General features: G+C 59.7%; 11 protein-coding genes and 1 pseudogene. 11 read left to right on the top strand and 1 reads right to left on the bottom strand.

The features are described from left to right. Positions 1 to 72: 72 nt before the first annotated feature. Positions 73 to 1,625, bottom strand: a pseudogene (locus ACSBPU_RS18865) (IS3 family transposase). 108 nt (positions 1,626 to 1,733) lie between these two features. Between ACSBPU_RS18865 and ACSBPU_RS18860 the strand changes: the two are divergent. The 11 genes from ACSBPU_RS18860 (at position 1,734) to trbJ (ending at position 13,003) form a co-directional block, all read left to right on the top strand. Next, positions 1,734 to 2,588: an ArnT family glycosyltransferase gene (locus ACSBPU_RS18860; protein WP_442598423.1), complete on the top strand. Its 855-nt coding sequence runs from the start codon at positions 1,734 to 1,736 to the stop codon at positions 2,586 to 2,588. Beyond that, positions 2,515 to 3,765: an IS256 family transposase gene (locus ACSBPU_RS18855; RefSeq protein WP_442593333.1), complete on the top strand. Its 1,251-nt coding sequence runs from the start codon at positions 2,515 to 2,517 to the stop codon at positions 3,763 to 3,765. Before ACSBPU_RS18860 ends, ACSBPU_RS18855 begins: the two co-directional genes overlap by 74 nt. Before the next feature lie 87 nt (positions 3,766 to 3,852). Then, on the top strand, positions 3,853 to 4,305 hold the full coding sequence (locus ACSBPU_RS18850) for a hypothetical protein (RefSeq protein ID WP_442593332.1): 453 nt from the start codon (positions 3,853 to 3,855) through the stop codon (positions 4,303 to 4,305). A gap of 136 nt (positions 4,306 to 4,441) precedes the next feature. Continuing rightward, a complete protein-coding gene (locus ACSBPU_RS18845; RefSeq protein WP_442593331.1) occupies positions 4,442 to 5,344 on the top strand; it encodes a LysR family transcriptional regulator in 903 nt (300 codons plus the stop codon). Positions 5,345 to 5,708: 364 nt separating this feature from the next. Continuing rightward, positions 5,709 to 7,715, top strand: coding sequence for a conjugal transfer protein TraG (locus tag ACSBPU_RS18840; protein ID WP_442593330.1), 2,007 nt, complete (start codon positions 5,709 to 5,711; stop codon positions 7,713 to 7,715). After that, complete coding sequence (locus tag ACSBPU_RS18835) at positions 7,712 to 8,242, top strand: CopG family transcriptional regulator (protein ID WP_442593329.1); 531 nt, start codon at positions 7,712 to 7,714, stop codon at positions 8,240 to 8,242. The genes ACSBPU_RS18840 and ACSBPU_RS18835 overlap by 4 nt, the downstream gene beginning before the upstream one ends. Continuing rightward, positions 8,239 to 9,225: a P-type conjugative transfer ATPase TrbB gene (gene trbB, locus ACSBPU_RS18830; protein ID WP_442593328.1), complete on the top strand. Its 987-nt coding sequence runs from the start codon at positions 8,239 to 8,241 to the stop codon at positions 9,223 to 9,225. The genes ACSBPU_RS18835 and trbB overlap by 4 nt, the downstream gene beginning before the upstream one ends. After that, positions 9,222 to 9,557, top strand: a complete 336-nt coding sequence (locus tag ACSBPU_RS18825) for a TrbC/VirB2 family protein (protein ID WP_414597682.1) — start codon at positions 9,222 to 9,224, stop codon at positions 9,555 to 9,557. Before trbB ends, ACSBPU_RS18825 begins: the two co-directional genes overlap by 4 nt. After that, on the top strand, positions 9,554 to 9,817 hold the full coding sequence (locus ACSBPU_RS18820; RefSeq protein ID WP_442593327.1) for a VirB3 family type IV secretion system protein: 264 nt from the start codon (positions 9,554 to 9,556) through the stop codon (positions 9,815 to 9,817). Before ACSBPU_RS18825 ends, ACSBPU_RS18820 begins: the two co-directional genes overlap by 4 nt. Before the next feature lie 10 nt (positions 9,818 to 9,827). After that, entirely contained in the window at positions 9,828 to 12,284 is a 2,457-nt protein-coding gene (gene trbE / locus ACSBPU_RS18815; protein WP_442593326.1) for a conjugal transfer protein TrbE, read from the top strand. Beyond that, the gene (gene trbJ / locus ACSBPU_RS18810) at positions 12,281 to 13,003 is read left to right on the top strand and encodes a P-type conjugative transfer protein TrbJ (RefSeq protein ID WP_442593325.1); all 723 of its coding nucleotides are present in this window, start codon (positions 12,281 to 12,283) and stop codon (positions 13,001 to 13,003) included. Before trbE ends, trbJ begins: the two co-directional genes overlap by 4 nt.

Genomic DNA, 13,003 nt, shown 5'->3' with positions numbered 1-13,003 from the left:
CCTGGTTTGAGCCAGGAATACCGTTCTGGGGTAAGCCTCCGCCGGCGTCTGTCAAGGTAGTTGGAACATGAGTTACGCGGCTTCTAATACTTTCTGATCTTGGGTAAATGATATTTCCTTCTCGGGATTCAGCCAGACGCTACCGATGGGTTGCCAGTTACGGGTGTTCCCCGACCAGCGCGCAGGGTGTTGAGCACGAGCCACCTGATACAGCGCATGACGTCGCGCAAGTATGGCGTGATCCTGGCCGGCATGGCGCTGAGCAGGCGTGACGTAACGGATTTCGCTGTGACGATGAAGGTCGTTGTACCCATGCACGAATTGCCCCACCCACTTACGAGCGTTAACCAGGTCTGCGAAGCCAGACGCCGGGAACGTAGGATGATATTTGCAGGTGCGAAACAAGGACTCAGAGTAGGCGTTATCGTTCGAGACGCGCGCACGGCTGTGCGAGGGTGTGACGCCTAATTCTTCAAGCTTGGCATGGATGGTCGAGCCTTTCATGGCCGAACCGTTATCGCCGTGTAATACCAAGGGGTGGTGGGCGCATTGCTCACGTAGCACGGCGCGTTGAATGACATGGGCGCTGTTGGCCATGTTTTCCGATTCAAAGACTTCATGGCCCACGATCTTGCGGCTGTAGATATCGATGATCAGATACAGATAGAGGAACTGGCCGCGAACCCGTGTGGGCAGATACGTCACATCCCAACTCCATACGGCGTTCGGATGGTCGGCACGATGGCGACGGGGTGGCCCCTTGTGCCGAGGCGCCGCCTGTCGACCGCGCCGGCGCTGTTCTCCCGCCGCATGCAGAATGCGGTAGAAGCTCGACTCCGAGGCCAGATAGCGCTGCTCATCATCCAGTAGTCGCGCCACGATCTGCGCTGGGGGCAAGCTCGCGAACTGCGGCTGGTGGCAGACGTCCAACACCGCTTCACGTTCTTTTTGACTCAGCGCATGGGAAGGGGTCGGTCGTATGGCGTGGGGCCGTTTATCCTCACCTCCACCGGACCAGCGCCGGTAGGTGTTCTGTCCGATCCCCAGCTCAGCACAGACGCTACGCAGGCGAGCCCCGCTTGCCACGGCTTCATTGACCAATTCCACAATTCGGCGGCGATCTATGGCATTGGTCATTTTTCCTCGTCCCCCCAGATCGCCTGAACTTTTTTTCGCAGCACCAGTAGCGCTGCCGTTTCAGCCAACGCTGCCTCCTTGCGGCGCAGCTCCCGTTCCAGCTCTCGAATCCGTTTACGTTCGGCCTTGGTCGATTCCGATTGCCGCTCTGCCGCCAGGTCAGACTGGTCATTGGCCTGCTCACAACTGGCGCGCCAACGGCGAATCTGTTCGGGATACAAACCACGACGCCGACAGTATTCAGCCAACTCCTCTTCAGTCAGCGCGGCCGTCTCCAGCACAGCATTGAACTTCTGCTGGGAGCTCCAGCCTTCCGTGGTCGGCGATGCGTTCGGCAGCAAACGACCCGTGCGACGGGCTTGTTTGCGCCAGTTATACAGCGTAGCAGCCGAAATACCTTCTTCGGTCGCCAGCTCGCTGACCGTACGGTTGTAGGGCGCCTCCAGCTTGGCCAGGATGGCCTCACGGCGCTCAGGGGAATACTTCATGGGAACCTTCTCACTGCCCCGGGTTGGATATTCAAACTCTAACATCTGTAGAGGTTCCAACTAGTCTGGCAGCGGGGGCCGCTCTCCTTTTGGGCGCAGGCTCTTAGCATAAAAATTTTCGGTGTATCGGAGATAGCGGTTCGTCTCCCGTCTTTTGTCGCCATGGTGATACTGTTGGCTCTTGTTTACCGAGCAGCCGATATCTACTTTGGAAGACGGACGGCGCAGTTAGGGTGCCTTATCTTGTCAACGATGCTTCTGCCACTTGTAAGTGCTGGAGCTGTGTTGACAGATCCTTTCCTCGCGCTGGGTGTAACGCTCTCGATGCTGGCTTTCCATATTTCTGCGGTGCATCCCACACGATTTTGGCGCTATGGATTCTTCATCGGAATTGTTATTGGTCTGCTATCAAAAGGTCCATTGGTTCTGGTTTTGATAGGGATGGCAATCGTACCTTGGCTGATCTTTCAAAATGATTGGCGCAGTCGGATCAGTGTTTTTCCTTGGTTTTCTGGCTCACTGATTGTCTTGGCTTTAAGTTTGCCGTGGTACATGGCCTCAGAGATCAAAACGCCAGGGTTCTTGCAGTACTTCATTGTCGGTGAGCATTTTCTACGGTTTGTCGACAGTGGTTGGAGCGGCGACCTTTATGGCACTGCTCATGAAAGGCCTTTGGGCAGTATATGGATAGAGTTTATCCTTGCGTCCATGCCCTGGGGATTGGTTGGGCTCGTCGCTTTTCTATATTTTCTGATCACATCGCGCAAAAAGGAAATTAGCAGTTTTTTTCGGGAGGGTAATACAACTTATTTGACTGCATGGGCCTTGGCGGCACCGGGCCTGTCAGTAATTTCGTGTTTGAGGCATAACATGACGCCAAGGAGTGTCTATGCCACGCAAACCAAGAACCCAAGCGACCACGCTGCCGACCATTGCCCCAGAACTGCTGGAGTCGTTCGGTAACGGCCCGATGACGGCCGAAGCCATCAATGCTGCATCGCTGGCCTTCAAGAAGGCGCTGATCGAGCGCGCCCTGGCCGGTGAGATGAACCATCACCTGGGCTACCCGGCCGGAGCCGCCAAGCCAGCGGCGGTCACCAACCAGCGCAATGGCAAGGGTGCCAAGACGGTCCTGACCGAGGACGGCCCGATCCGCATCGAGGTGCCTCGCGACCGCGACGGCAGCTTCGAGCCGCTGCTGATCCCCAAACACGAACGCCGTTTCACCGGCTTTGACGACAAGATCGTCGCCATGTATGCAAGGGGCATGACGGTGCGCGAGATCCAGGGCTTTCTGCTGGAGCAGTACGCCACTGAGGTCTCGCCGGAGTTCATCAGTTCCGTTACCGACGAAGTCATGGCCGAGGTCGCCGCCTGGCAGGCTAGGCCGCTGGAGCCGGTGTATCCGGTGGTCTTTTTCGATGCCCTGCGGGTCAAGATCCGCGAGGATGCCGTCGTACGCAACAAGGCCGTCTACCTGGCCCTGGCGGTGCTGCCCGACGGCACCCGTGACATCCTGGGGCTGTGGATCGAGGGCACCGAAGGAGCCAAATTCTGGATGAAGGTGTTTAACGACCTGAAGACCCGGGGCGTAGAGGACATCCTGATCGCCGTCACCGATGGCCTCAAAGGCATGCCCGAGGCGCTGGCCGCCGTCTTCCCGGCCACCACGCTTCAAACCTGCATCGTTCACCTGATCCGCAACAGCCTGGATTATGCGAGCTGGAAAGACCGTAAAGCCCTGGCGGCTGCCATCCGGCCGATCTATACCGCCATCAGTGCCGAGGCCGCACAGGCCGAATTGGAGGCTTTTGCCAACGGCCCTTGGGGACAGAAATTCCCAACCGTCAGCGCGGCATGGCGCAATGCCTGGGATCGGGTGATTCCGTTCTTCGCCTTCCCGCCGGCCGTGCGCCGCGTGATCTACACCACCAACGCCATCGAGAACATCAACTCGCAACTGCGCAAAATCATCAAGACCCGAGGGCATTTCCCCAACGATGAGGCTGCCGCTAAACTGCTCTGGCTGGCGCTGCGTAATATCACGGCAAAATGGAGCCGTTCCGCTCACGACTGGAAGCAAGCCATGAACCAATTCGCCATTCTCTACGAGGATCGATTCATCCGCCGTTCCATGTAATGCTCAACCCGCCTCGAACACGGAATTTCTGACACCCCCGCGGCACCTGTTTTTTTCACGTTTTCTGGGAATATTCTATGGACCTACGTGTTACCTAGTTTGCCTGCGGTTGCCTTGCTTCTTGCCAGAACTGCGCAGCCATGGCTGAATAAATCGCTTTCTAAATACAGTAAATTCGCCCTAATTCTAGCGCTGAGCTTGGTGCCGCTTGCCTCTATTGTGTTGGGAATGGTGTCATTGACTCAACCCAATCGGCTTAAGACTGAAAAGACCTTGATCAATGCGGCTGTTGAAGAAATGAAAGTAGGGAAAAAATTGTACTACATCGATAATCGGCCATTTTCTGCGAGATTTTATTCTCGTGGTCAAGCTATGGTCGTCTCGACGGAGCAGCTAGAGGGCTTGGTGAAAACAGAACGCTCGATCTTGATTGCAGTATCTAAAAATCATCGACTAGATGTTTTAAAGGCATTGCCAGTGAAACTTAAACGTTTGTTCAGTAATCGCCGGTATGTCTTGTATGAGCTTGATTTGACTTAGGGGAATATTTTATGAAAGGTGGAGGAATATTATTCTCCATGTTTTTAGTCTCGTGTTAGATGAGATTTGTGCTTTTGATGATTTTTTACCTTATCTGGGGTGCCAACTCAAGCTGAAGCATTGAGGGATGTTGTTTATGAGAATGAAATACCTTCAGTGCTTTCTAGTGCTGGCAGAAGAACAACACTTTCGTCGTGCCGCCGAGCGGCTCAACATTCAGCAACCGCTGTTGTCCTTGGCGATCAAGCGACTGGAGGCTGAGTGGGGCGTGCTGCTTTTCAAGCGCACCCAGCGCAGTACGCAGATTACCGAGGTCGCCAAGCGCTTGCTGCCTGATGCGCGACGGGTGCTCAATGCCTATGCGGAGGTGCAGCGCAATGCGTCACAGGCGACCCAGGCTGTCCAGCAGCGGATACGGCTCGGCCTGTCTGGCATGACGGTCGGCTTGGCCCACCCCCGACTTGATGCCTTGCTCGCATACCTGCGGGAAACCTTGCAGGACATTGATCTGTACATTACCGAGTACGAGCACGGCACACTTATCCGCAGCCTGCGCGACGGCGTGCTGGACGTCGGTATTGCCGTGGGCAATCTGCGCCAAGAGGACCTGGTCATTCAGAAGCTCTGGACTGATCCGATGTGGGCAGTGGTGCCAGCCGCACACCCGTTGGCCAGTAAGTCAGTGCTGAGCAGAAACGATCTCAAGCAGTGCAGCCTGATCGTTTGTCATCCCGACAGCGATGATGGCGGCAGCGACCAACTGCGTGCGGCAATAGCGGAGAAAATCATTGAGCCGACTATTGCGCAATATGCTTCGAGTGTGCCTGGGATGCTGACGTTGGTGGCGTCGGGGTTTGGGGTCAGCTTCATCGCGAAATCCCAGATCGCCCGCAATCCGCGCGATGGCGTCAGGTTTCTGCCGATCGAGCAGTGCGAGGCATCGTTTCAGGTGTCGGCGGTGTATCGATCTGGCGGCTTGCGTGTGGAAGATCGGCAATTCTTCGAGGCGGTGCGGCGGTTCTTGGCGTCGCAAGGCTGACATCATAGGCATTGTCTAGCTCTGTCACCGTTATCAATCAAGCACTTGCCCGTTATTTGACCCTTCTTTGAACGGTCATCATGATGGGTGCAACCTGCGCATGACTTTGCCTGCAGCATCCTGAACGGGCTGCTTTGCGCCTGACCGAGTTGACGGTCACTTTCCTACCAATACTTGCTCTGTGCGCATGGTTGCGCGCACGGGCCGCGTCTTGCCGACGCCTGTCGAGACATTTGTCATTACCTGCGCTGGACTACGCCCGAGCGGGTTTTTGATTCAGCGCCTCTGAACGAGACTGATCACGTGTGAATACAGCACGCGCTTGCGTGCCTGTTGACCACACGATTGTCAGCGGAGAGACGACATGGCGGAGAAGGCATCGGCACAAACAGGCGTGCTGTTCGGGCAGATTATTGCAGTCTGCGCTGTTGCCTTCGCGTGCTTGTGGGCCGGAACCCAGTACACGGCCGCAGCCTTGGGCTACTCGCCCCGTTTGGGCGAACCCGTAGGCCATATTGCCGACGTTCCTGTTTATTACCCCTGGCAACTGTTTCCCTGGTGGTTCTCATATGAAGCCTACGCTCCGGACGTCTTCTCCCGGGGCGGTGCGATTGCCTCAATGGGCGGCATATTGTCAGCCGGCGTGGCCGTCGGCATGTCAGTGCATCGCGCCAGACTTGCCAAGCGAGTCTCGACCTATGGCTCGGCGCGTTGGTCCAGCTTCGAGGAAGTCCGTAAAAGCGGCATGTTGCGCCAGGAAGGCGTGTTCCTTGGGCGCATCAAAGACAAAAAGCACTATCACTACCTGCGCCATGAAGGAGCAGAGCACGTCATGGCGTTCGCACCGACCCGATCCGGCAAGGGCGTGGGGCTGGTGGTGCCGACCATGCTGTCTTGGTTGGGCTCTTGCGTAGTTCACGACATCAAGGGCGAGATCTGGAAGCTGACGGCCGGATGGCGTGCACGCTTTTCTCATTGCTTGCTGTTTGACCCGACGAATCCACTATCGGCGCACTACAACCCGCTGATGGAGGTGCGCCTGGGTACGCACGAAGTCCGGGATGTGCAGAACATTGCCGACATCCTGGTGGATCCCGAAGGGGCGTTGGAGCGGCGCAATCACTGGGAGAAGACCTCGCACGCGCTGCTGGTCGGAGCCATTCTGCACGTGCTCTACGCTGGCGAAGACAAGACGCTGCGCGGCGTCGCCAACTTCCTGTCGGACCCCGAGTGTCCGTTTGAGCTGACCTTGCATCGCATGATGCACACTCGGCACCTGGACGATGGGCCGCATCCGGTGGTGGCTTCTGCTGCGCGTGAAGTGCTGAACAAGTCCGAGAACGAACGCTCCGGCGTGCTTTCCACCGCCATGTCGTTCCTGGGCCTGTACCGCGACCCGACAGTAGCCGAAGTGACTTCACGGTGCGATTGGCGTATTGCCGACCTGATTGCCGCCGACAACTCCGTCTCCCTGTATCTGGTCGTGCCGCCTTCGGACATTAGCCGCACCAAGCCGCTGATCCGCCTGATCCTCAACCAAATCGGACGCCGCCTGACCGAGTCGATGGATGGCTCGGATGGCATTGAGCGCAAGCACAAACTGCTGCTGATGCTCGACGAATTCCCGGCCTTGGGCCGACTGGATTTCTTCGAGTCGGCGCTGGCTTTTATGGCGGGCTATGACCTGCGCGCCTTCCTGATCGCACAGTCTTTGAACCAGGTGGACAAGGCCTACGGGCCGAACAACTCCATTCTGGATAACTGCCATGTGCGTGTGACGTTTGCGACCAATGACGAGCGCACGGCCAAGCGCATTTCTGATTCCCTGGGTACGGCCACAGAACTACGCGCCCAGCGCAACTATGCCGGACACCGGCTCGCGCCGTGGCTGGGACACCTGATGGTGTCGCGCCAGGAGACAGCAAGACCGCTGCGTACTCCCGGAGAAATCATGCAACTGCCGCCTGACGAGCAGATCGTCATGGTGTCCGGCCAGCCGCCCATCCGCGCCAACAAGCTGCGCTACTACGAAGACCGCAATTTCACCAGCCGGGTGCTGCCGCCGCCCGTGCTGGGTGAAGGGGCGTATCTGGACCGGCCTGCGCCACGGCCCGATGACTGGAGCCATCTTCGCGTGCGTGAGACTGAGGATGCGATAGCCACGTCTGTGGCTGAGTCGGTCGATGACGGCGGTCTGCAGGTCAAGCCCGAACTGAACTTGGAGTCTGAGGTGGCGCTGGCCGAAGAGAGCGACGACTTCGGGTTGCTGGCCGACATGGATGACATGCCGCTGCCCATGACGCCAGACCGCCGCCTTCAGCGGGCGGCGCGGCTAGCTGCCCTTGATCCAGACGATGGAATACCGCTATGAGCCTGGGACGTAAATACCGCCTGAATCTTTTTATTCAGCCCGATCACGCCCGGCGCCTGGAGGATCTGTCGGCGCATCGCGGCGTATCGAAATCGTCCATTGTCGCGGCTGCGTTGGCCTCGTTTCTGTCGCCGGACGCCGCCGACCAGCGCGAAGCGGCTTTTGCTCGTCGCCTGGACCGGTTGTCTCGTCAGTTCGACAAGTTGGAGCGCGACCAGAACATCCTCATCGAGACCCTGGCCCTGTTCGTCCGGTACTCGCTCACTGTCTCGCCGACGGTGCCAGCCGAGCATCAGGAGGCGGCACGCGCTCAAGGGAAGCTCCGCTACGCCCAGTTCATTGACCAGTTGGCCCGTCACCTGCAGCGCGGGCGCAGCCTGGTGCGTGAGGTGCATGAAGAAATCTATCCCGAGCAATCCGGGCTCTTCCGCGGGGATTCCGCTCAAGCCCCCGTGGCGACGCAGGCCGAGGATAACGAAGCGATGGCGCAGGTTTCACCCGCAAGCGAGCAAGGAGATGAGACATGAGCAGGCAGGCATGGCAGTCGCCAGACGATGAATCTCAGCAGCGCAACCTGAGAATGCTGCATACCGCCTTCGGCCCGGCGATCACGGCGGCGCTGGCTGACCCGGAGGTCGTGGAAATCATGCTCAATCCCGATGGACGGCTGTGGCTGGACCGCCTGGGCAATGGCCGGGTCTGCACGGATGTGATGCTCTCCAGCCAGGATGCCGAACGCATCATCCGGCTGGTGGCGGCCAGCGTGCAGCAGGAAGTCCATCGCGGCCTGCCCATCCTGTCAGCGGAACTGCCGGGCAATGGCGAGCGATTCGAGGGCGTGCTGCCGCCCATCGTCTATGCCCCCGCATTCTGCATCCGCAAGCATGCGGCAGGCGTGTTCACCTTGGACGATTACGTGCGCGACGGCATTCTGGCCGATGAACAAGCCGAGTTCTTGCGCCAGGCCGTGGCCGAGCGCCTGAACATCCTGGTAGCTGGCGGCACGAGTTCCGGCAAGACCACCCTGACCAATGCGTTGCTGGCAGAGATCGGGCGCAGCGGCGATCGGGTGCTGATTCTTGAGGACACGGTAGAGCTGCAGTGCGTCAACGAAGACCACGTGCAACTGCGCACCAAGCCGGGTTCGGCCTCGATGGCGGATCTGGTGCGCTCCACACTGCGCCAACGGCCTGATCGCATCATCGTCGGCGAAGTCCGAGGCGCCGAAGCCTTGGATTTGCTCAAGGCCTGGGGCACCGGTCACCCGGGGGGCATCGCCACGCTGCATGCCAACTCCGCTTATGGCGCGTTGATGCGGCTGGAGCAACTGACCCTTGAAGTGTCAGCGGTGCCGCCTCGGGCGCTGATCGCCGAGACCGTCAACGTCATTGTGTTCCTCGCCGGGCGCGGAACGGCTCGTCGCGTGCGCGAGATCGTGCGCGTCACCGGCGTCCAAGGCGACCGCTACCTGCTTGAACCACAACACTGCACCCTGGGAGATATCGCATGAAACCCGTCCGTTCTTTTACCGTTCAAACCCGTGACTATGCCCGTCGTCTGGGCGTGCTGCTGATGCTGGCTGCGGCCGGCGGCTTGCAAGCGGCAGGTTCCAAGATGCCCTGGGAAGCGCCGCTGCAATCCATTCTGGAGTCCGTGCAAGGGCCGGTGGCCCGCATCGTGGCGGTAATCATCATCATCGTGACAGGTCTCACGCTGGCCTTTGGCGATACGAGCGGAGGCTTTCGGCGGCTGATTCAGATCGTCTTTGGTCTGTCCATTGCCTTTGCGGCGTCCAGCTTCTTTCTGTCCTTCTTCAGCTTCTCGGGCGGGGCGCTGGTATGAGCAGCCTGCCTGACGGCTTTGAAGCGCCGCTGCATCGGGCGTTGACCGAACCGATCCTGCTGGGCGGCGCACCGCGCACGGTGGCAATTGCCAACGGCACGCTGGCCGCCGCCATCGGCCTGGGCCTGCAGCTTTGGCTGGCAGGCGTGGCTTGCTGGTTCGTCGGCCACATGCTGGCTGTCTGGGGCGCGCGCATGGATGTGCAATTCATGCAGGTGTTCGCGCGTCATGTGAAGCATCCCGCGCTGCTGGATGGTTGAGGATGCGGCCATGATGAATCTGACCGAATACCGCAAGCGTCCGGCACTGTTGGCCGATTGGCTGCCCTGGGCGGGGCTGGTTGCCGAGGGCGTGGTGTTAAATAAGGATGGTTCATTTGCGCGCACGGCGCGGTTTCGTGGGCCGGATCTGGACAGCGCCACGGACTCCGAACTGGTGGCAGTCACTGCCCGACTGAACAATGCGCTTAAACGCCTGGGCTCAGGCTGGGCGTTGTTCGTGGAAGCCGAGCGCGGTCCGGCCAGAGCCTACCCGGAATCGAACTTCCCGGAAGGGCTGTCCTGGCTGGTGGACGAGGAGCGGCGCGCAGCCTTCGAGGACGTGGGTTCGCACTTCGAGAGCGCCTACTACCTGACGGTGGTCTGGCTGTCGCCGGAAGAGTCTCGCGCACGCGCTGCCAAGCTGCTGTACGAGAACCAGGACAGCAAAGGCGTGGACTGGCGGGAACGGCTGGCCGGATTCGTGTCGGAAACCCAGCGGTTCTATGGCCTATTGGAAGGCGTCGTGCCTGAAATCGTCTGGCTGGACAGTGCCGAATTGCTGACCTACCTGCACAGCGCGATTTCCACGCGTCGTCATCCCGTTGCCGTGCCCGAAGTGCCGTTCTACCTGGACAGCTTGCTGCCGGACTGCCCGCTGGTCGGGGGTCTTGCGCCGATGCTGTGTGATCAGCACCTGCGAGTGGTGTCGGTGCGCGGGTTTCCGGCCTCGACCTGGCCCGGCATTCTGGATGACTTAAACCGGCTGGGCTTTGCGTATCGCTGGATGACGCGCTTTATCTGTCTGGACAAGGCGCAAGCCCAGTCGGAACTGACGCGCCTGCGACGTCAGTGGTTTGCCAAGCGCAAGAGCGTGGTGGCGTTGCTGCGCGAGACTCTGTCCCAGCAGGAAAGCCCGCTGGTCGATACTGATGCCGACAACAAGGCGATGGATGCCGATGCGGCCTTGCAGGAACTGGGCTCGGACGATGTGGCCTATGGCTATCTGACGAGCACAATCGTCGTTATGGATCCCGATCCCAGCCTGGCCGATGAAAAACGGCGACTGGTTGAGCGTGCCATTCAGGGGCGTGGCTTTGTGACCATGCCCGAGACTTTGAACGCGGTCGATGCCTGGCTGTCGTCCTTGCCGGGGCATTGCTACGCCAATGTCCGTCAGTACCTGGTCTCCACGCTGAACTTGGCACACATGATGCCCGTCTCGGCGGTCTGGGCCGGACAGGAGAAAAACCATCACCTGGACGGGCCGCCGCTCATTGTTACGCGCACCGATGGCGCAACGCCTTTCCGACTCGTGACGCACATTGGCGACGTTGGGCACACGATGATTGTCGGACCGACCGGCATGGGCAAGTCGGTGCTGGTCGCGACCTTGGCGTTGCAGTTCCGGCGCTATGCCGGCTCACGCATCTTCGCCTTTGATGTGGGCCGGTCGCTGCGCGCTGCCATCCTGGGCCTGGGCGGAGAGCACTACGACCTGAGCGCTGAAGGGGAGATTGCCTTTCAACCGCTGGCTCGCATTGACGACCCTGCTTACCGCAGCCAAGCCGCTGAGTGGATCGAAGGGCGGTTAGTCATGGAAGGCGAGACGGTCGGCCCCGAGGAAAAAGCCGCCGTCTGGTCGGCGCTGGGAAGTCTGGCCAGCGCCCCGGTCGGGCAGCGCACGATGACAGGTTTGTGTGCGCTCCTGCAGTCGAACCGGCTGCGTCAGGCGCTCGCGCCGTATGTACTTGGCGGCGCGCATGGCAAGTTGCTCGACGCCGAACATGACCGACTGGGCATGGCCGATGTGCAGTGCTTCGAGATGGAAGAACTGATGCACAGCAAGGCAGCTGTGCTGGCGGTGCTGGATTATTTGTTTGCGCGCCTGGAAGAGCGGTTTGATGGCTCCCCGACCATGCTGTTCCTGAGCGAAGCCTGGACGTTTCTGGATCATCCCTTGTTCTCGGCACGGCTGCGGCAGTGGCTCAAGACCTTGAGGAAAAAGCAGGTTTCGGTCGTCTTCGATACCCAGTCTCTGGCCGACATCAAGGAATCCTCTATTGCGCCTGCCGTCATCGAAAGTTGCGCAAGCCGCATCTTCCTGCCGAATCCTCAGGTGGCTGAGCCGCAGATTCGGACGATCTATGAAGGATTTGGGCTCAACGCCCGGCAGATCCAATTGCTCGCTCAGGCCCAGCCCAAGCGCGACTACTACTACCAGTCGAGGCTGGGCAATCGTGTCTTTGATCTGGGGCTCGGCCCTGTGACGCTGGCGTTTGTCGGCGCATCTACGCCGCAAGACCAGCGAGATATGGATGCTGTGCTGGCAGCCAGTGGGCCTGAGGGCTTTGCCTCGGCCTGGCTGCGCCACAAGGGTCTGGACTGGGCAGCGCAGATGTTGAGCGAGTACAGCGGCGCGCCCGCCACCCACCTCACGGAAAACCCACCGACGGAGGATGTCTCATGAAAAAGCCCATGCATTGTCTGCTGGCCGCCGCCCTCTGGATGGCGATTCCCGCCCACGCCCTGACCGTGTTCGATCCGACCAACTACAGCCAGAACCTGCTGACGGCTGTGCGGGCACTGGAGCAGATCAACAACCAGATCAAGCAACTGGAAAACGAAGCGCAGATGCTGATCAACCAGGCCAACAATCTGGCGTCTCTGGATTTTGACAGCGTCAACCGCTTGCGCTCAGCCATTGCCACGACCACGCGCCTGATCGATGAGGCCCGAGGCCTGGCCTACGACGTGTCGCGGCTGGAGGTGGATTTCTCGCGTCTGTACCCGGAAGAAATGGGCGCTGCACTGACCAGCGATCAGATGGTGGTCGATGCTCGCGAGCGCTGGAACCAGTCACTGGAGGCGATACGCACCACGGTCAAGCTGCAGGCCCAGTCCGTACAGAACCTGCGCGATGACGAAGGCGTGCTCGCCGATCTGGTGGCGCAAAGCCAGTCTGCAGCAGGCTCTCTGCAAGCCATGCAGGCGACGAACCAACTGCTGGCCCTGCAGGCCAAGCAGGCGATTCAACAGCAGCAACTGCAGATCGCGCAGGACCGCGCCATTGCCATCGACAAGGCGAGGGCTGTGGCGGACGAAGCGCAGGCGCGTGAGGTTCGCCGCCGCTTCCTGGGCGATGGCAAGGGGCAGTACTCCCCTGAGCCAGTTCGGTTCTACGACTGA

The sequence above is a fragment of the Parapusillimonas sp. JC17 genome, from assembly GCF_052180245.1.
In the GTDB taxonomy this organism is placed as follows: Bacteria; Pseudomonadota; Gammaproteobacteria; order Burkholderiales; family Burkholderiaceae_B; genus Parapusillimonas.
Note: the sequence above shows the minus strand (reverse complement) of the source record. Positions and strands in the feature narration are given on the sequence as shown.